Origin of the sequence: Pseudomonas sp. QS1027, assembly GCF_002814235.1 — a bacterium.
In the GTDB taxonomy this organism is placed as follows: domain Bacteria; phylum Pseudomonadota; class Gammaproteobacteria; order Pseudomonadales; family Pseudomonadaceae; genus Aquipseudomonas.
Map to the genome: position 1 here is coordinate 207485 of NZ_PHSU01000027.1, position 18174 is coordinate 225658.

Below are 18174 nucleotides of genomic sequence, written 5' to 3' on the forward strand. Positions count from 1 at the left end.
TCAGGCAATCGTGGTCTTGAGGGTGGCGCTGGCGTTGACGCTGATCTGACCACCCCAGTTGCACTGGCAGGTACAGCAGTGGTCCAGCGCCGGCAGCCTGGCAATCCGTGCTCGCATCGCACCGGGCTGCCAGGGCGTGAGCGTGACAGGCACGCAGGGCATCGGCGTCAGCACACCCATGGCGGCGGCCGTCGCCGCCGCGACCTGGGGGTTGGCCGGGCTGCGGCAGAGGCCGAAGGCCGGAATATTGACCATGGGTTTATGATCGAGAATGTTCGCCGCCGGCTGACCTTCGACCGTGACCCGCCCCAGCGGCAGGACATTCAGGCGGGCCGGTGCGGCGCCAAACGAACAGGAGAGCAAGGCACCCATTACAACTTGCTGATTCATGCGTGCTCCAGACAGACATCCGTGGAAAGCCCGCGCAGTGTCAGTGAAGGGTGCCCTGCGGGGTATCGGATAACTCCTAAATCAGCCGACGCGGGTCGGTGCGGGCCGCTGAAAACGCGCGGGTTCGAAGCGCCACCCCGGTGCCGACGCGCACTTGTGCCCCAACCAGCAGGCGCGCCCCAGGCCTTGCGGCGCACCCAATTGCAGGCTTGGCCGCTGTGCCGCTTGCAGGCGCAGATCAAGATCCCATTGCAAAGTCGGACCGACATAACATTCGACCAGTTGGCCCAAGGGTTCGAAGTAGCACCCTCCGGGCAGCAGGCGCTGATAGTCCGCCCAGGACAACGGCCCCAGGTGCAGGCAGAAACTGTGCTGGACATTCCACAGCCGACGCCCCAGCAACGCGGCCCCGCCCAGCCGCGCCGACTCGCGCCGCCGGCCCAGTTGCAAGCGCTCATCGGATGCCAGAACGGTCCGATGCCGACCCAGGGTGCTCACCGCGACCGGCAGGCGCAGCAGATCCCGGACCAGGGCCAGCAAACCGGCGGCACTGCGACGTTGATCGATGAATTGCGGCGCGTAGAAGCGCGGGGCGCTGGGCAATGCACGGGACTCGCCCGGCGAGAACGCCGACACATAGTCGGCAAAACGGTCGTCGGCCGGGCGATCGGCCCAGACCACCGGCCGCACCCGCGCCCAGCTCCGATAAAGCAGGCTCAGCAGACGGTGGTGAAACACATCGAGAAAATGCGCCAGGGTACTGTCGCCATGGTTGATCTGGCGCGACAGCACATCCTCGCTGAAATGCAGGGGCATCGGCCCGTTCGCCCCCGTCAGGCCGAAGAAGTTCACCGCCAGCAGCGCGGCACGCCCCTCGCGCAAGCGCAGTCGGGCGATCATCGCCGGCTCGAACGCCAGCGAGACGTGCTGCGCCAGGCGCAACGGATCGTCGCCCAGGCGCTGCGCCGTCCCCCAGCGCGGCGCATCAGGGTAGGTGCGTTCGAGCAAACGCATCGCGGCGAAAAAATCATAACGCCAAGGCTGTGCGACCAATTCCGGCGGTGGCGCTACCAGATCATGCATTGACCCGCCCTCGCCCGCCAGGTCTTGATATGACCTCGGCTCACACTGTGCAACTCAGTCTGCATAAAGGCATTGAGCGCGGCATAACGAACAAAAAAACGCTCCAGCGCGGCGCCGAACAGATAGGTTCCGGTGCCTTCGCAGGCGGCGTCATCGAGGACCAGGGTCAGGGTCAGGCCGCGACCGAACGCCACCGGCCCGGCCCCGGGCAAACGCCGGGTGACGGCCTGCGCGCGCAACGAGACGATGCCTTGCAGCAACTTGTGCCCGCTGCTGTCGCCCTCGGGCAGGTAATGCGCCAGCAACTCGCGCAAGGCCCGGGCCCCGGCCGCCCCGTCGTGGTGAGCCAGGGGCAGGTAGTTGCGCGACAACTGCCGCACCACCTGCCATTGCCGGTCGCCCTGGGACGGCGCGGGTAGCGGTCGTGAAGGCCCGGCCACGCAGCGGATCGCCAACACCGGAGCAGCCAGGTCAAGGACAAAGTCGGTGTTGCCCGCCCCCAGGGGCAGACGCAACGGCAGATCGCGGTTGGAACACAGCACGTCCACCGCCAGGCGCTGCAACTCGGCGTCCGCCTCCAGCGCAACGACCAGACTGGCGTCACAGCCGCGATAACGCCGCTGGCCGTCGACAAAACGCTGTGGAGCGCGGCTGAGCGTGCGCTGCATCTGGTAGAAACCCGCCAGGCGACGTTCGTCTCCATCCAGCCGTTGCGGGGCATACAACGGCAGGATGACCTGGCGTTCCTTGGAGCCGGCGGCATAGCCATGGACCGCCAGCACCTCGTGGATCTCGTAGGCGAGTGGCCGGGCCTTGTCGACCACCAATGGCAAGTCATGCCGATAAGGGTCGACGACGATACGCTCGACCCGCTTGCTGAACAGGTTGATTACCGGCACGCAGAACAAACCGAAGTGGCTGGCATTGAGCAGCGCCGACAAGGGTTGTGAGAGGGGTGCGAACACCACCACCAACTCCACGCTATGCGCCGGACAGTTGCGCAACGCCGGTCCCAGGCCACCCAGGCTGACAAAGCGCTCACCCTCGGCGAAGGCGAGAAAGGTCTTGAGCTGCGCGCACACCGCGTCACTGTTCAACGACCGGGCATACTGGCTGGAAGCCGGATGCGGCGACGGTTGGCAGATATGCTCGGGGTCGATCCACGTGCTCCACGTACCCTCGCCTTCGCCACAACGCACGAACAGACCTTCAGCCCGGGTCAACAGGGCCTCCTGGACCGCCAGCGGCAGCGAACCGTCGCCGCGCAGGAACAGCGTCAACTCCTGCAGCGCCAATTGATCGAAGGACAGCCCGGCGGTGGTCCGCAGGCGCAGGCGCAAGGCGCCACCGTCCTGCTTGAGCACGCTGGCGGGCAAGCCCTTGAGCAGCCCGGCGCTGGGCAGGTAATCGGCCGACTCCAGGGCCAGGGGCCAGAGCGTCACCGGGCGCAAGCTGCGGAACTCGCAACGCGGGTCTTGCCCGCCCGCCTCGCCCAGCGAACGCACCACGCTATCGGCCGGCAAGGTGAACCCCGAGGCCAGCGAGCCCTCCTGCAAGTCCGGGGAAAGCTGTAATACCGCCATGGACGGCACCGGCAGCAACTGCTGCGGCTGTACCAGTTCCAGCAGGCTCTCGGTGAAACGCGGGAACTCGGCTTCCATTTGCAGTTGCACGCGGGCGGTGAGAAAACTCAGCCCTTCCAGCAAACGCTCCACCGACGGGTCGGTCACCTCATCGGGGCGCAACCCCAGGGTGGCGGCGATTTTCGGGTAGTCCTCGGCAAACTCGGCACCGGCTTCACGCAGGAAACTCAGTTCACGCTCGTAATGCCGCAGCAGCCGCTCATCCATGGGCCGACGGACGACCATAGGGCCGCACCCGCACCTCACCACTCTCGGTGTTCCAGGCCGACTCCAGGCGAAAGGCGTGCAACGCATCGAGGCCGCGGATCTCGCCCTCGATCAGAAAATTCAGGCTGGCACTGCAGGACGTCACCGGCAGCAGTTGCACCGCGACGCTGTAACGCAAAATACGCGGTTCGAAATCCAGGACGATTTCACGGATGCGGCTCTCGAGCTTCTGCGTATCGATGCTCGACAGCACCACCCCAGCCAGGTTGCCCAGGCCGTAGTTGAGCACCGAGCGGGTGACATGGGGCTGCCTGCCCAGCGGGTAGATCGCCCCGAGGCCAGTGGCATTGAACAGCAGCGTGAGATCCCGGCACAGGTGTTCCAGCTCTTGCTGCGCACCCGCCCCCGTCCGGCGCCGGGTCATCTCGTCGCCAGGATTGGCGGGACGCAGCAGACGTTCGAGCAGCGGTGTCATGGAAGTGCTCATGAAAATCTTCCCCAAAAAACCCCGGGCACCGCCAGATTCCGCAACGTGGTACGGAACCCGGCGGCACTTGATTACTCGGTGGTATGGCTCAGCATGTTGTAAGTCTTGTCAGTAGGCGCGCCAGCTTTACCGTCAATGAAGTGCGTGTACTTGTATCGGATCTTGGTGAAGCTGATCTGGAAGGTCTCGGTCGGGCGGCTATCGCCGTTACCGCTGACGCTGTAGCTGCTGATCATCGGGGCCTCCAGCGTGAGCTCGATGTAGGGTTCGTTCTTGCCCGTCGAACTGCCGCTGGTCTGGATGATGCGCAAGGTCGCCTCGTCCAGGGACTTGCCGGTAACCGACTCGATAAACAGGTTGGGCGAGGCGATGTCGGTGCTCTTGGTCAAGGTGAGCTCGGTGACATTCCCGACGCTTGGCTCGCGGTCATTGCCAACGGAGACGGAGCGAAAACCGCCGAACCCCCAGGTGTCGATGACGATCCAGTCCTTGTGATCCTTCTCCTGGCAGTTCCCCTTAATCTCGGTCTTGAATTTCAATACAATCATGTGGACTCCAACATCTGTTTATTTGAATGGTTAAGTACCTTTCCCGGGACCAGGCCCCGGTCGGGCATGAACCCCTCAGCCTTTGACCGAGGGCAGTTGGGAGACCAGTCGCAGCGATACGCTCAGGCCTTCCAATTGATAGTGGGGACGCAGGAAGAACTTGGCCTGGTAAAAGCCCGGGCTGCCCTCCACTTCCTGCACCACCACTTCGGCACCCGCCAGCGGCTTGCGCGCCTTGTCGGCGTCGCTGGCGGTCGCCGGGTTATGCTCGACGTACTTGACAATCCAATTGTTGAGCCAGATCTCCATGTCTTCGCGCTCACTGAAGGAGCCGATCTTGTCGCGCACGATGCACTTGAGGTAATGGGCAAAACGGCAGGTGGCGAACAGATACGGCAACCGCGCCGCCAACTGCGCATTGGCGGTGGCGTCGGGGTCGTCGTATTCCTGGGGACAATGCAAGGACTGCGCGCCGATAAACGCCGCCAGCGAGCTGTTCTTGCAATGCACCAGGGGCATGAAGCCGTTCTTGGCCAACTCCACTTCGCGCCGGTCACTGATGGCGACCTCGGTCGGACAGGTCATGTCGACGCCGCCCTCCTCGGTCGGATAGGTGTGGACCGGCAGCCCGCTGATGGCGCCGCCGGACTCGATGCCGCGAATCCGCGAGCACCAGCCGTACTCCTTGAAGGAGCGGTTGATATTGATCCCCATGGCATAGGCCGCATTGGCCCACAGGTAGTTCTGCGCCTGGCCTTCGGTGACCTCCTCGAAGGCGAACTCCTCCACCGGCGCGGTGCGCGCGCCGTAGGGAATACGCCCGAGGAAACGCGGCATGGTCAGGCCGATATAACGCGAATCCTCGGAGCGCCGCAGATTGCGCCAGGCGGCGTGCTCGGGAGTGAGGAACAACTTGCTCAGGTCGCGGGGGTTGGCGACCTCGCGCCAGGAGTCCATCAACATCACCGCCGGCGACGCCGCGCTGATCAGGGGTGCATGGGCCGCGGCGGCGATCTTGGCCAGTGACGCCAGCAGTTCGACATCCGGTGGACTGTTGTCGAAATAGAAATCGGCGATCAGTACACCGAACGGCTCACCGCCCAGTTGGCCGTACTCATGCTCGTAGATTTTCTTGAACAGCGGGCTCTGGTCCCAGGCCGCGCCCTTGAACTTCTTCAGTTCGCGGGCGACTTCGTCCTTGGCGACGTTGAGGAAACGGATCTTGAGTTTCTCGTCGGTCTCGGTATTGCTCACCAGGTAGTCAAGGCCGCGCCAGGCTGATTCGACAGCCTGGAAGTCCGGGTGGTGGAGGATGTCGTTGACCTGGGCGGACAGCCTCGCGTCGATTTCACCGATCAGCGCCTGGATAGTGCCCAGGGTGTCGTGGGCAATCAGGTGGGTCGTGCGCAGCGCCTGCTGGGCCAGGGTCTGCACCGCATTTTCAATGGCTTCGCGCACCGGCTCGCCGCGCGGTTTGAACTCGCGTTGCAGCAGGTCGTTGAATTCACTGGGTGAGAGTTCGACCGTCGGGTCGATACCGGACTGATTCTGAGAAGTGGCGGACACGGATATTTACCTGTTTCAGGGAGCGATCATCGAAGGCATCAGTCTTCGGACTCGGTAACCGCCGGCTTGGCGTGGGCCAGCAGCGACTGCATCAGGGCCGGGTTTTCCAGCAACTTGGCCATCAGTTGCTCGGCGCCACTCTTGCCGTCCATATAGGTCAGCAGGTTGGCCAGCTGATTGCGCGCCTCCAGCAGTTCGCGCAGCGGCTCGACATTGCGGGCGACGGCGCCAGGCGAGAAGTCGTCCATGCTCTTGAAGGCGAGCGACACCGCCATCTGCCCTTCCCCCGTCAGTTGGTTGGGCACACTGATGCGTACCTGGGGCTCGATGGCGGCCATGCGCTCGTCAAAGTTGTCGATATCGATTTCCAGGAATTTGCGCTCGGCCACCGGCGGCAGGTTGGCCCGGTTGGCCCCCGAGAGGTCGGCGAACACGCCGTTGACAAAGGGGATCTCGATGGTCTTTTCGGCGCCGTACAACTCGACGTCATATTCGATCTGGACCCGTGGCGCACGGTTGCGCCCAATGAACTTCTGGCTGTTGTTACTGGACATACAGATAAACCTGAGCAGGGAGGGAAAGGTCAGTCATGGGCGATACCGCCCAGGGCATGCAGGTCGGCAAGGCTGCCTGGCACCAGTTCGGCGATCGCTTCGAGAAAACTCATGCTGGCGAGCCGGCGCGTCCTGGCCGCCAGCAAGGGCACCGGGCTCGAGGGTTCGTGGTGGGCGTAGTAGGCGCAAATGGCATCCAGGGCGCGGACTACGTCCTCACGGGACTGGCAGACACCGCTCCAGGCGGCTGGAGCGCGACTTGGCGCATCGGCGGCCAGTGCCTGTGGCAAGTCATCGTCTGGCGTCGGCAAGACGACATCGCAACGCTCTTCGGCGATCCGGCACCACTTGTCCAGGGCCCGTCCGAGGCCGTCCAGCGGCGAAATACCGGGCGCCGCGACTTTTTCCTCCAGACAAGCACCGATCTGCGCGATCAGTTCGACCAGAGCCCTCAACAGGCTCAGGTTCTCGACCAGCTCATCACGGGCCTGGGACTCGATCAGCGCGCCCAGGCGCGCCAGCCCTTGTGTCCGGTCCTCCTCCTCGGCGGACTCGGCGATGCAGGCCAGATCGGCCAGACGCAGCGGCTCAAGGCCCATGGCGTTGCCCATCGGCTGACGCTTGAGCACCTGGACCACACTGGTGGGCACCGCCAACTCGGCAAGGGTATTGAGCCGTATCAGCGGATCGTGATCGTCTTCGGCCAGGAGCTGCGGGTGAACATCCTCCCAGCGCTCACGCAGCAGGCTGTCGATCAGCCGCAACCCATCGACAAAGCCGGGCAGCCCGTGCAGTTCCAGCAAGGCCCGCGCCAGGCAAACCGCCACCCGCAGGTCGAGGGCATCTTCCAGCAGCGCCAGGCACAACGAGCGTACGCGCTGCCAGTCCACCGGCGTCGCGGGATACACATGATCGCCGTATTGAACTTCGTTACCGCCGTCTATTTCTTGTAACAGTTGAATAAAGTCCGCGCGGTACTCCAAGTTAGAACCGCAGGGTCTGTCAGGCAGGGTATTAATATAAGGAATCAGTTCTTTTATCGACATATTCCAGCCCCATGAAAAATGCCCTTCAGGCACGTTCAACCACAATGAAAGCCGTTAAACCCCGGCGCCTTGTGCACACGGCAAGCCAGGCACTGCGTGGATTCACTCTAGTCAAAGGGGGGGGCCGAAAACATAGGAATAGTCCTAGATCGGATAACCGCGAAGTTCCGTGTCAAAGGGGATAAACAACGAAAGTTTGCAACATTGAAAGAAAGAGCAAAGAGGAAACTTTCATGACACTTTTTTAAACATCCGCAGAACGTTTAAAAACGCAACAAGAGGGTCAAGGAGGGACGACTTCAAGTCAGCGCAGGAAGCCCAGGCAGTCGCGGGTAAAAAACAGGCAAAAAAAAGCCCCGGCAAGCCGGGGCATTTTCTTTGCTTCAAGGAGTTCAAGGGCCTTGAAGCGGTGTATGGCGCAGCGGACGGGACTCGAACCCGCGACCCCCGGCGTGACAGGCCGGTATTCTAACCGACTGAACTACCGCTGCGTATCGCTCGGACTTGCGTCCGTTTGAAATCTTGAAACCCGTGATCGAAAAGCTTCGGTGCTTTTCAATCGCAGAACGCACGAGGCGATCTGTACAAATATGGCGCAGCGGACGGGACTCGAACCCGCGACCCCCGGCGTGACAGGCCGGTATTCTAACCGACTGAACTACCGCTGCGCGTCGGTTGGAAGCTCCTTGCGGAACATCCGATTCTCTTGCGAGAAACTCAACGATGGTGGGTGATGACGGGATCGAACCGCCGACCCTCTGCTTGTAAGGCAGATGCTCTCCCAGCTGAGCTAATCACCCTTTGCTTCGTTGAGGCCGCGAAATTTACGCAGGTAGCGGATCTAAGTCAATAGCCTGCTTGAAGTTTTTCAGAAAAAGACAGATTCGTGTCACGCCCGCGGCGGTGAAGGCCCCGCCGCCGCCGGAACCCGGCTAGTCGCGGTAGATCATCTTGCGGCTCATGCCACCGTCGACCACGAATTCCTGGCCGGTGACAAACCCCGCATTCCTCGACAGCAACCAGGCCACCAAGGCCGCCACGTCTTCGACCGTACCTACCCGTCCCGCCGGATGCTGGGCATGGTCGGCGTCGCTCAAGGGCTCGGCCCGACGCGCCGAGGGATCGCGCGCATCGATCCAGCCCGGGCTGACCGCATTGACCCGGATCTCCGGCCCGAGGCTGATCGCCAGGGCGTGGGTCAGGGCCAACAGGCCACCCTTGCTCGCCGCATAGGCCTCGCTGTCGGGTTCCGACTGCGCCGCACGGGTAGAGGCCAGGTTGACGATCGCGCCGCAGTGGGCACGCAGATAAGGCGCACAGTGCTTGGCCAGCAGCATCGGCCCGCCGAGATTGACCGCCAGCACACGGTTCCAGTGCGCCAGATCGAGGCTTTCGAGGGTGATGTTGTGCGGATCGGCAATCGCCGCGTTGCACACCAGGGCATCGATCCGGCCAAAACGCCCCAAGACCTCGGCAACGCCCTGGGCCACCTGGGCTTCATCGGCCACATCCATGCCGATGAAACAGGCATTCTCACCCAGGACCCGAGCCACCTTGGCGCCACGGCCACGATCGAGATCGGTGAGCACCACCTGCCAGCCTTCGCTGATCAACCAGGCCGCAATCCCCAGGCCTATACCACGGGCCGCGCCCGTCACCAGGGCGACACGGCCGTTATTGGCAACGGCCGTGTCCAGGGACCACTCGATCACAAGGCCGCCAACCCGCGGGCCAGGTCGGCTTGCAGGTCGGCAACGTCTTCAAGGCCGACGGCGACACGGATCAGGCTGTCGCGAATCCCCGCAGCCTCACGTTCCTGCGGCGCCAGACGGCCGTGGGAGGTGGTGCTCGGGTGGGTGATGGTGGTCTTGCTGTCACCCAGGTTGGCAGTGATCGAGATCAGTCGGGTGGCGTCGATAAAGCGCCAGGCGCCCTCTTTGCCGCCCTTGACCTCGAAGCTCACCACCGCACCGAAGCCGCGCTGCTGACGCTGGGCCAGTTCGTGTTGCGGGTGGCTCTTGAGACCGGCGTAATGGACCTTCTCGATGCCGTCCTGCTGCTCCAGCCATTCGGCCAGGGCCTGGGCGGTGGCGCAGTGGGCGCGCATGCGCAGGTTCAGGGTTTCCAGGCCCTTGAGGAAGATCCAGGCGTTGAACGGGCTGAGGGTCGGCCCGGCAGTGCGCAGGAAACCGACGACTTCCTTCATCTGCTCGCCACGTCCGGCGACCACACCGCCCATGCAACGGCCCTGGCCGTCGATGAACTTGGTCGCCGAATGCACGACGATGTCCGCGCCCAGCTTCAATGGCTGTTGCAGGGCCGGCGTGCAGAAGCAGTTGTCGACGACCAGCATCGCACCCTTGGCGTGGGCGATTTCGGCCAAGGCGGCGATATCCACCAGTTCGGCCAGCGGATTGGACGGCGATTCGACGAACAGCAGCTTGGTATTCGGTCGGATCGCCGCGTCCCAGCCCGACAGCTCGGCCAGGGGCACATAGTCGACTTCAACGCCGAAGCGCTTGAAGTACTTTTCGAACAGACTGATGGTGGAGCCGAACACACTGCGCGAGACCAGCACGTGGTCGCCGGCGCTGCACAGGCTCATGACCACCGCCATGATCGCGGCCATGCCGGTGGCGGTGGCAACTGCCTGCTCAGCCCCTTCCAGGGCCGCGATGCGCTCTTCGAAGGAACGCACGGTGGGGTTGGTGTAGCGCGAGTAGACGTTACCCGGCACTTCCCCGGCAAAACGCGCCGCCGCATCGGCCGCGGTGCGGAATACGTAGCTGGAGGTGAAGAACATCGGGTCGCCATGCTCGCCTTCGGGCGTGCGGTGCTGACCGGCACGGACGGCCAGGGTGTCGAAGGCTACGCCCTCGAGATCGCTGTCCAACCGACCGGCATCCCATTCCTGACTCATGCTGCCACTCCTTGTTCGATTCTCTTGAAGATTAAAACCGCTCGCAGGGTGGGCACAAACCTTGTAGGAGCCGGGCTTGCCCGCGAAGGGGGCCTTGAGACCGCCAAAAGCTTCGCGGGCAAGCCCGCCTCCTACAGGGTTGCGGTGTTTTCAGGACCGCGGCCAAACCCGAGAGCCGGCTTTACTCAGTTGTTGTACAGGTCGATGATCGCGCTGACCGCCTGGGTCTTGACCTTGGACGCATCGTTACGCGCCTGCTCGATCTTGGCCAGGTAGTGCTCGTCGATGTCGCCGGTGACGTACTTGCCGTCGAACACCGCGCAATCGAAGTTTTCGATCTTGATCTTGCCACCACCGACGGCCTCGATCAGGTCCGGCAGGTCCTGATAGATCAGCCAGTCGGCGCCGATCAGATCCGCCACGTCCTGGGTCGTGCGGTTGTGGGCGATCAGTTCGTGGGCGCTCGGCATGTCGATGCCGTAGACGTTCGGGTAACGCACCGCCGGGGCCGCCGAGCAGAAGTAGACGTTCTTCGCGCCGGCTTCGCGGGCCATCTGGATGATCTGCTTGCAGGTGGTGCCACGGACGATGGAGTCATCCACCAGCATGACGTTCTTGCCGCGGAATTCCAGCTCGATGGCGTTGAGCTTCTGGCGCACGGATTTCTTGCGGGCCGCCTGGCCGGGCATGATGAAAGTCCGGCCGATATAGCGGTTCTTCACAAAGCCTTCGCGGAATTTCACGCCAAGGTGGTTCGCCAGCTCCAGGGCCGAGGTACGGCTGGTGTCCGGGATCGGGATGACCACGTCGATGTCGTGCTGTGGACGCTCGCGCAGGATCTTCTCCGCCAGCTTCTCGCCCATGCGCAGACGCGCCTTGTACACCGACACGCCGTCGATGATCGAGTCCGGACGCGCCAGGTAGACGTGTTCGAAGATGCACGGGGTCAGCGACGGGTTGGTCGCGCACTGACGGGTGTGCAGCTTGCCGTCTTCGGTGATGTACACCGCTTCGCCCGGTGCCAGGTCGCGGATCAGGGTGAAACCGAGCACGTCCAGGGACACGCTCTCGGAAGCGATCATGTACTCGACGCCTTCGTCGGTGTGACGCTGGCCGAACACGATCGGACGGATACCGTGGGGATCGCGGAAACCGACGATGCCGTATCCGGTCACCATCGCCACCACCGCGTAACCGCCGACACAACGGTTGTGCACGTCGGTTACCGCGGCGAACACATCTTCTTCGGTCGGTTGCAGCTTGCCGCGCTGGGCCAGCTCGTGGGCGAACACGTTGAGCAACACTTCCGAGTCGGAGTTGGTGTTGACGTGGCGCAGATCCGACTCGTAGATTTCCTTGGCCAACTGTTCGACGTTGGTCAGGTTACCGTTGTGGGCCAGGGTGATGCCGTACGGCGAGTTGACGTAGAACGGCTGGGCTTCAGCCGAGGTCGAACTGCCGGCGGTCGGGTAGCGCACATGGCCGATACCCATGTGTCCGACCAGGCGCTGCATGTGCCGCTGATGGAATACATCGCGGACCAGGCCGTTGTCCTTGCGCAGGAATAACCGGCCGTCATGGCTGGTCACGATACCGGCAGCGTCCTGGCCGCGGTGCTGGAGCACGGTTAGCGCGTCATACAGCGCCTGATTGACGTTCGACTTACCGACGATACCGACGATGCCACACATGCGACGCAACCCCTACTTAATGAATCTGAACTGAACAGCTCTTACTGAGGCGTTTTGGCCGGCAAGAGATGTTCCTTGAACGGAAGGTCAGCGGGTACGCTGATTCCGCTGGCTAGCCACTGACTGCTCCACCCCAGGATGAGGTTCTTGGACCAGTCGGCGACCAATAGAAATTTTGGCACGAGCTGGGAGCCCTGCCACCACGAATCCTGCTGGACCGGCCCCAGGCTCAACAGCCCGACGGCCACCACCACCAGCAACGCGCCACGCGCGGCGCCGAAGGCCATGCCCAGAAAGCGGTCGGTCCCGGACAGGCCGGTGACGCGAACCAGTTCGCCGATAAGATAGTTGACCATGGCGCCCACCAGCAGGGTGGCGACGAACATGATTGCACAGCCCGCGATCACGCGTGCCGAAGGTGTCTGGATATAGTCGGTCAGGTACACGGACAACGAGCCACCGAACATCCAGGCGACCGCGCCGGCAATGATCCAGGTGAGCAGGGACAGGGCTTCCTTGACGAAACCACGGCTCAAGCTGATCAACGCAGAAACGACGATTACCGCAATAATCGCCCAGTCAACCCAGGTAAATGGCACAGTGCAGCCTACAGACGGATAAGGCGGCGCATTTTAGCAGAGCGCCGCCCCACTGGTAAGGCGATTGTCAGAGCATTTCGATACAAAGCCGCGGGCTTAACCGCGTTCTGGTTGGAAACGCACGACAAAGCCCTTCAGATTCTGCTGGCGACCCAGCAGGTCACGCAGCCGATCGGCTTCGGCACGCTCGATCAGCGGGCCGACAAAGACCCGGTTCTTGCCATCGGAAGAACGGATGTAGGCGTTGTAACCCTGGCTGCGCAGGGTCTTTTGCAGGCTTTCGGCACTGTCACGGCTGGACAGGCTGGCCAGTTGCACCGACCAGCTGATCGGCAGACCGTTGGTGTCTACGCGATTCTGCGTGGTATCGAGCTTGGCCGGCGCCACCGCAACCACCTGGGCCGGCGTCTGTGCCGGTGCCGGTTTCGCGGCAGGCGCAGGGGCTGCGGGCTTGGTCGCCGCGACCGGAGCCACGGGCTTGGGTGCCGGCGCGGGTGCGACAGGCACCGGCGTTTCCTCGACTTCCTCATCAGCCGGGACCGAATCCGGGGGCAATGCCTGCGGTTCGGGAACCGGCACCGGCTCGACCTTGACCTGGGGCAGCGCCGAGGCCTGGGGCGCGGTCGGCGCCTCGACCCGAACCTGGCGCTGCTCGTCCTGGCGGGAAAACAGCATCGGCAGGAAGATCACCGCCAAGGCCACCAGCACCAGGGCACCGACCATCCGTTGCTTGTACGCTTTATCCAGCATTGCCATTGGCAGCCTCCTCCGTGGCGCGCCGGGTCAGCCACTCCAGCGCCTCGGCAACACAAAAAAACGATCCGAACAACAGAATCTCGTCATCCGCCGTAGCCTGGGCACATTGCCCTTCCAGCGCTGCGGCGACACTGTCATAGACACTTGCCGAAGCATTACGTGCGGCCAGGGCGGCTTGCAGGTCAGCGGCCGGGCGACTGCGCGGCGTCTGCAAGGGCGTGACCGCCCAGTGCTGGACATGACGCTCAAGCGGTGCAATCACACCGTCGAGGTCCTTGTCCGACAACAACCCGAACACCGCCAGGCGCCGCCCTTTCAAGGGGCTGCGTGCCAGGCGCTCGGCCAGGTATTCGGCGGCATGGGGATTGTGCCCGACGTCCAGCATCAGGTTGAGGGACTTGCCTTGCCAGGTCAGCTTGCGCCGATCCAGCCGGCCGACAATACGGGTGTCCAGCAGCGCCTGGGCAATGCGCTCAGGCTGCCATGGCAGATCCATCAGCAGATAGGCCTGCAGGGCCAGGGCGGCGTTTTCCATGGGCAGGCCAAGCAGCGGCAAATCACGCAGCTCGACCACCTGGCCCTGACGATCGATGCCACGCCACTGCCAGTTCGCCTCGGTGAGACCGAGATCGAAGTCCCGACCGCGGAGGAAGAACGGGCTGCCCAGCTCGCGAGCCTTGTCCAGCAGCGGCTGCGGCGGGTTCAGGTCACCACAGAGTGCCGGTGCGCCCGGACGGAAGATCCCGGCCTTTTCGAACGCCACCGATTCACGGGTGTTACCCAGGTATTCGGCATGATCGACACCGATGCTGGTCACCAGCGCCAGGTCGGCATCCACCACGTTGACCGTGTCCAGGCGTCCGCCAAGACCGACTTCCAGGACCACGACATCCAGGCCGGCGCGCTCGAACAGCCAGAGCGCGGCCAGGGTGCCCATCTCGAAATAGGTCAGGGAGGTCTCGCCACGCCCGGCTTCGAGGGCCGCGAAGGCTTCGCACAACTGTGCGTCCGTCGCCTCGACCCCGTTGATCTGCACACGCTCGTTGTAGCGCAGCAGGTGCGGCGAACTATAGACGCCGACCTTGAGCCCCTGCGCTTGCAGCAACGAGGCGACAAAGGCGCAGGTCGAACCCTTGCCGTTGGTGCCGGTCACGGTGACTACCCGAGGCGCCGGCTTGCCCAGCCCCATGCGGTTCGCTACCTCTTGCGAGCGCTCCAGCCCCATGTCGATGGCCGATGGGTGCAATTGCTCCAGGTAGGCGAGCCACTCGCCCAGGGTACGTTCGGTCATAGGCTTGCAGGCACCGGCGGGACAATGACAGGTTCAACAGGCAAGGCGATGTATTCGGGAGTCGGCAGGCCCATCATCTGCGCCAGCAGGTTGCCCAGGCGTGGACGCAGTTCCTGGCGGGCGATGATCATGTCGATCGCGCCGTGCTCCAGCAGGAACTCGCTGCGCTGGAAGCCTTCAGGCAGCTTCTCGCGCACGGTCTGCTCGATCACGCGCGGGCCGGCGAAGCCGATCAGTGCCTTGGGTTCGCCGACGATCACATCGCCGAGCATGGCCAGGCTGGCGGAAACACCGCCGTAGACAGGGTCGGTCAATACCGAGATAAACGGCAGGCCTTCTTCACGCAAGCGCGCCAGGACAGCCGAAGTCTTGGCCATCTGCATCAGGGAAATCAGCGCTTCCTGCATCCGCGCACCGCCGGAAGCGGCAAAGCAGATCATCGGGCAACGGTTTTCCAGGGCGTAGTTGGCGGCACGTACGAAACGCTCGCCGACGATGGCACCCATGGAGCCGCCCATGAACGAGAATTCGAAGGCGGAAACCACCACCGGCATGCCCAGCAGGGTGCCGCTCATGGACACCAGCGCGTCTTTTTCGCCGGTCTGCTTCTGGGCCGCGGTCAGGCGGTCCTTGTACTTCTTGCCGTCACGGAATTTCAGACGGTCCACCGGCTCCAGGTCGGCACCCAGCTCAACACGGCCTTCGGCGTCGAGGAAGATATCGATGCGGGCGCGGGCGCCAATGCGCATGTGGTGATTGCACTTGGGGCAGACGTCCAGGGTCTTTTCCAGTTCCGGACGGTAGAGCACCGCATCGCACGATGGGCACTTGTGCCACAGACCTTCAGGCACCGAGCTTTTCTTCACCTCGGAACGCATGATCGAAGGGATCAGTTTGTCTACTAACCAGTTGCTCATGCTGTCTTTCTCCAATTCGTTTTCGGCCCGTCGGACAACCGGGCCCGCCTGTTTTCTGCGGCGGTATGCATGGACGGCGGCAGGCTGCCAGCCGTCACATTGGCGCTCAGCAACCGCGTACGGCGCGTATGAACGCTTCGATCTTTGTACGATCCTTGATGCCCTTGCCCTGCTCCACCCCGCCACTGACATCCACGGCATAGGGTTTGACCCGGGCGATGGCCTCGGCCACGTTGTCGACGGTCAGTCCGCCGGCGAGAATGATCGGCTTGCTCAGGCCCGCTGGTATCAGGGACCAGTCGAACGCCGCGCCGGTTCCCCCGGGCACGCCTTCCACGTAGGTATCGAGAAGAATCCCGCTGGCACTCGGGTAAGCGTCACAGGCCGCGGCGATGTCGTCACCGGCCTTGACCCGCAACGCCTTGATATACGGACGGTGATAACCTTCGCACTGCTCGCGGGTTTCATCGCCATGGAACTGCAACAGGTCCAGCGGCACCGCATCGAGGATTTCCCCCAGTTCGCAACGGCTGGCATTGACGAACAGGCCGACGGTGGTCACGAACGGCGGCAAGGCGGCGATAATCGCCCGCGCCTGCTGGAACGTCACTGCCCGCGGGCTTTTGGCGTAGAACACAAAACCTATGGCATCGGCCCCGGCATCGACGGCGGCCAACGCATCTTCAATGCGGGTAATCCCGCAAATTTTGCTGCGAACGGCGGACATGTCGTAAAACCCCGAGTGCTTTTCCGAGAAAGTCCCGGATGGTAACAAATGCTTTTCCGGGCGTCAGCCGTCAAGTTCCGAGAAGCCGGTGAGAAAGTGCGGCCCGATGTAACGCTGCGGCAGGGCAAACTCGTCGCGATACTCCACCTGCACCAGGTACAGGCCGAATGGATGCGCGGTGACGCCGCCGGTACGCCTGACCCGACTTTCCAGGACTTCCCTGGCCCATTCCACCGGCCGCTCGCCGGCACCGATGGTCATCAGCACCCCGGCGATATTGCGCACCATGTGGTGCAGGAAGGCCCCGGCGCGGATATCGATGACAATCATCTTGCCGTGACGGGTGACCCGCAGGTGATGGACTTCCTTGATCGGCGACTTGGCCTGGCACTGGCCGGCACGGAAGGCGCTGAAGTCATGGGTACCGATCAGGTGGCGGGCGGCCTCGGCCATGCGCTCGACATCCAGTGGCCGGTGGTTCCAGGTGATCTCCTGGTTCAAGTGGGCCGGGCGGATCTGGTCGTTGTAGATCACGTAGCGATAACGCCGGGCGATCGCCTTGAAGCGCGCATGGAAGTGCGCCGGCATCACCTGCGCCCAACTGACGCTGACGTCATGGGGCAGATTGATATTGGCGCCCATGACCCAGGCCTTCAGCGAGCGTTCGGCCTGGGTATCGAAGTGCACCACCTGGCCACAGGCATGCACACCGGCGTCGGTACGTCCGGCGCACATCAGCGACACCGGCGAATCCGCCACTTTCGACAAGGCTTCTTCCAGGGTCTGCTGCACCGTCAACACGCCGGACGCCTGACGCTGCCAGCCGCAATAGCGCGAACCTTTGTACTCGACGCCGAGGGCGATCCTGAAAAAGCCGTCGGCCGCCATTTCGGCGGCCGGGTTATCTATATTTGCCAAGAACTCACAGCCTGCTGGTTGACGCAAAGGCGGGCATTATAAGGCCAGCCGGCCGAGACGCCATGCGCGAGGGACTTTTAGTTCGCCCCTCGGGCGGATATTCTCTGATTGACCGGCTATCGCTATATAAAAAAGTAAATAACGACCGCATCTCTACCGAGACCTGATGAATGAACGCGATCCACAAGGAAGCCGTCGGCCAGGCCTATAGCCTGGAAGGCATGCTGCACGCGCGGGACATGACCTGGCGGACCGTCGAGGAAATGGCCCGCCGTATCAAGCCCGGCATGCGCGAATCCGAGGCCCTGGCCATGGGACTGGAAGTGATGAAGGAACTGGGCATGGATCGGATCTGGCATCCGACCAAAGTGCGCTTCGGCGCCAACACCCTGAAAACTTTCAAGCAGCCTTCCGACGGCGACCCGCTGCTGGGCGAGAACGATATTTTCCTGATCGACCTGGGCGTGGTCTGGAAGGGCCAGGAAGGTGACAGCGGTGCCACCTTCACCACCGGCAACGATCCCGAGATGATGGCCTGCGCGGCGGCGGCCAAGACCCTGTTCGAGCGGGTTGAAGCGCACTGGCGCGAACACCAGGTGGCCGGCCCCGAACTGTATCGGTATGCCGAAGAACAGGCCGAGGCCATGGGCTGGGTGCTGAACCTGGAGATCAAGGGCCATCGGGTCAGCGATTTCCCCCATGCCATCTACCGGGCCGGCGACCTGGGCAACTTCGAGGCCTGCCCGAATGTCGGCCTGTGGATCCTGGAAATCCAGATCGCCCATCCGACGCGGCCATTCGGCGCCTTTTACGAAGACCTCCTGGCCTGAT

The 18174-nt window shown here is 63.2% G+C and carries 18 protein-coding genes and 3 tRNA genes; 1 reads left to right on the top strand and 20 read right to left on the bottom strand.

The features are described from left to right. From CWE01_RS23645 to truA, 20 genes are all read right to left on the bottom strand, one after another. Positions 1–390 (bottom strand): DUF4280 domain-containing protein, encoded by a 390-nt coding sequence (locus CWE01_RS23645; protein WP_100942966.1) that lies wholly within the window; start codon positions 388–390, stop codon positions 1–3. Between the two features lie 81 nt (positions 391–471). Further along, positions 472–1473 carry a type VI secretion system baseplate subunit TssG gene (gene tssG, locus CWE01_RS23650; protein WP_100942967.1) on the bottom strand — a complete coding sequence of 334 codons (1002 nt, stop codon included), beginning with the start codon at positions 1471–1473 and terminating at the stop codon, positions 472–474. Continuing rightward, positions 1458–3341, bottom strand: a complete 1884-nt coding sequence (tssF, locus tag CWE01_RS23655) for a type VI secretion system baseplate subunit TssF (protein ID WP_256346869.1) — start codon at positions 3339–3341, stop codon at positions 1458–1460. The genes tssG and tssF overlap by 16 nt, the downstream gene beginning before the upstream one ends. Further along, positions 3316–3810 carry a type VI secretion system baseplate subunit TssE gene (locus tag CWE01_RS23660; protein ID WP_100942968.1) on the bottom strand — a complete coding sequence of 165 codons (495 nt, stop codon included), beginning with the start codon at positions 3808–3810 and terminating at the stop codon, positions 3316–3318. Before CWE01_RS23660 ends, tssF begins: the two co-directional genes overlap by 26 nt. A gap of 71 nt (positions 3811–3881) precedes the next feature. Beyond that, positions 3882–4358 (bottom strand): type VI secretion system tube protein Hcp, encoded by a 477-nt coding sequence (locus CWE01_RS23665; RefSeq protein WP_100942969.1) that lies wholly within the window; start codon positions 4356–4358, stop codon positions 3882–3884. 75 nt (positions 4359–4433) lie between these two features. Next, positions 4434–5924, bottom strand: a complete 1491-nt coding sequence (gene tssC / locus CWE01_RS23670) for a type VI secretion system contractile sheath large subunit (RefSeq protein ID WP_100942970.1) — start codon at positions 5922–5924, stop codon at positions 4434–4436. A gap of 38 nt (positions 5925–5962) precedes the next feature. Further along, on the bottom strand, positions 5963–6478 hold the full coding sequence (gene tssB, locus CWE01_RS23675; protein WP_100942971.1) for a type VI secretion system contractile sheath small subunit: 516 nt from the start codon (positions 6476–6478) through the stop codon (positions 5963–5965). A 29-nt stretch (positions 6479–6507) separates the two neighbouring features. Next, positions 6508–7524, bottom strand: coding sequence for a type VI secretion system protein TssA (gene tssA, locus CWE01_RS23680; protein WP_100942972.1), 1017 nt, complete (start codon positions 7522–7524; stop codon positions 6508–6510). 414 nt (positions 7525–7938) lie between these two features. Beyond that, positions 7939–8015: transfer RNA gene (locus tag CWE01_RS23685), tRNA-Asp, on the bottom strand. Positions 8016–8115: 100 nt separating this feature from the next. Further along, positions 8116–8192 (bottom strand) — tRNA-Asp (locus tag CWE01_RS23690). 56 nt (positions 8193–8248) lie between these two features. Further along, positions 8249–8324 (bottom strand) — tRNA-Val (locus tag CWE01_RS23695). A gap of 132 nt (positions 8325–8456) precedes the next feature. Then, positions 8457–9221 carry an SDR family oxidoreductase gene (locus tag CWE01_RS23700; protein WP_218177015.1) on the bottom strand — a complete coding sequence of 255 codons (765 nt, stop codon included), beginning with the start codon at positions 9219–9221 and terminating at the stop codon, positions 8457–8459. 11 nt (positions 9222–9232) lie between these two features. Continuing rightward, the gene (locus CWE01_RS23705) at positions 9233–10444 is read right to left on the bottom strand and encodes an O-succinylhomoserine sulfhydrylase (RefSeq protein ID WP_100942974.1); all 1212 of its coding nucleotides are present in this window, start codon (positions 10442–10444) and stop codon (positions 9233–9235) included. A 185-nt stretch (positions 10445–10629) separates the two neighbouring features. Continuing rightward, positions 10630–12135 (bottom strand): amidophosphoribosyltransferase, encoded by a 1506-nt coding sequence (gene purF, locus CWE01_RS23715; protein WP_100942976.1) that lies wholly within the window; start codon positions 12133–12135, stop codon positions 10630–10632. Positions 12136–12176: 41 nt separating this feature from the next. Beyond that, positions 12177–12734, bottom strand: coding sequence for a CvpA family protein (locus CWE01_RS23720; protein ID WP_100942977.1), 558 nt, complete (start codon positions 12732–12734; stop codon positions 12177–12179). A 96-nt stretch (positions 12735–12830) separates the two neighbouring features. Further along, positions 12831–13490 (bottom strand): SPOR domain-containing protein, encoded by a 660-nt coding sequence (locus tag CWE01_RS23725; protein ID WP_100942978.1) that lies wholly within the window; start codon positions 13488–13490, stop codon positions 12831–12833. Next, positions 13474–14781, bottom strand: coding sequence for a bifunctional tetrahydrofolate synthase/dihydrofolate synthase (gene folC / locus CWE01_RS23730; protein WP_100942979.1), 1308 nt, complete (start codon positions 14779–14781; stop codon positions 13474–13476). Before folC ends, CWE01_RS23725 begins: the two co-directional genes overlap by 17 nt. Further along, positions 14778–15698 carry an acetyl-CoA carboxylase, carboxyltransferase subunit beta gene (gene accD, locus CWE01_RS23735; RefSeq protein WP_100942980.1) on the bottom strand — a complete coding sequence of 307 codons (921 nt, stop codon included), beginning with the start codon at positions 15696–15698 and terminating at the stop codon, positions 14778–14780. Before accD ends, folC begins: the two co-directional genes overlap by 4 nt. A gap of 106 nt (positions 15699–15804) precedes the next feature. Continuing rightward, positions 15805–16425 carry a phosphoribosylanthranilate isomerase gene (locus CWE01_RS23740; RefSeq protein WP_100942981.1) on the bottom strand — a complete coding sequence of 207 codons (621 nt, stop codon included), beginning with the start codon at positions 16423–16425 and terminating at the stop codon, positions 15805–15807. Between the two features lie 63 nt (positions 16426–16488). Further along, positions 16489–17313 carry a tRNA pseudouridine(38-40) synthase TruA gene (gene truA, locus CWE01_RS23745; RefSeq protein ID WP_100942982.1) on the bottom strand — a complete coding sequence of 275 codons (825 nt, stop codon included), beginning with the start codon at positions 17311–17313 and terminating at the stop codon, positions 16489–16491. A 200-nt stretch (positions 17314–17513) separates the two neighbouring features. On the opposite strand from truA, the gene CWE01_RS23750 reads away from it, so the two are divergent. Beyond that, positions 17514–18173, top strand: coding sequence for a M24 family metallopeptidase (locus tag CWE01_RS23750; protein ID WP_100942983.1), 660 nt, complete (start codon positions 17514–17516; stop codon positions 18171–18173). The last annotated feature ends 1 nt before the right edge of the window (position 18174 follow it).

Bases quoted from the DNA above. Each gene is read 5' to 3' on its own strand.
- CWE01_RS23645 (WP_100942966.1), bottom strand. From the start codon at position 390: ATGAATCAGCAAGTTGTAATGGGTGCCTTGCTCTCCTGTTCGTTTGGC.
- tssG (WP_100942967.1), bottom strand. From the start codon at position 1,473: ATGCATGATCTGGTAGCGCCACCGCCGGAATTGGTCGCACAGCCTTGG.
- tssF (WP_256346869.1), bottom strand. From the start codon at position 3,341: ATGGTCGTCCGTCGGCCCATGGATGAGCGGCTGCTGCGGCATTACGAG.
- CWE01_RS23660 (WP_100942968.1), bottom strand. From the start codon at position 3,810: ATGAGCACTTCCATGACACCGCTGCTCGAACGTCTGCTGCGTCCCGCC.
- CWE01_RS23665 (WP_100942969.1), bottom strand. From the start codon at position 4,358: ATGATTGTATTGAAATTCAAGACCGAGATTAAGGGGAACTGCCAGGAG.
- tssB (WP_100942971.1), bottom strand. From the start codon at position 6,478: ATGTCCAGTAACAACAGCCAGAAGTTCATTGGGCGCAACCGTGCGCCA.
- tssA (WP_100942972.1), bottom strand. From the start codon at position 7,524: ATGTCGATAAAAGAACTGATTCCTTATATTAATACCCTGCCTGACAGA.
- CWE01_RS23705 (WP_100942974.1), bottom strand. From the start codon at position 10,444: ATGAGTCAGGAATGGGATGCCGGTCGGTTGGACAGCGATCTCGAGGGC.
- purF (WP_100942976.1), bottom strand. From the start codon at position 12,135: ATGTGTGGCATCGTCGGTATCGTCGGTAAGTCGAACGTCAATCAGGCG.
- CWE01_RS23725 (WP_100942978.1), bottom strand. From the start codon at position 13,490: ATGGCAATGCTGGATAAAGCGTACAAGCAACGGATGGTCGGTGCCCTG.
- folC (WP_100942979.1), bottom strand. From the start codon at position 14,781: ATGACCGAACGTACCCTGGGCGAGTGGCTCGCCTACCTGGAGCAATTG.
- accD (WP_100942980.1), bottom strand. From the start codon at position 15,698: ATGAGCAACTGGTTAGTAGACAAACTGATCCCTTCGATCATGCGTTCC.
- CWE01_RS23740 (WP_100942981.1), bottom strand. From the start codon at position 16,425: ATGTCCGCCGTTCGCAGCAAAATTTGCGGGATTACCCGCATTGAAGAT.
- truA (WP_100942982.1), bottom strand. From the start codon at position 17,313: ATGGCGGCCGACGGCTTTTTCAGGATCGCCCTCGGCGTCGAGTACAAA.
- CWE01_RS23750 (WP_100942983.1), top strand. From the start codon at position 17,514: ATGAACGCGATCCACAAGGAAGCCGTCGGCCAGGCCTATAGCCTGGAA.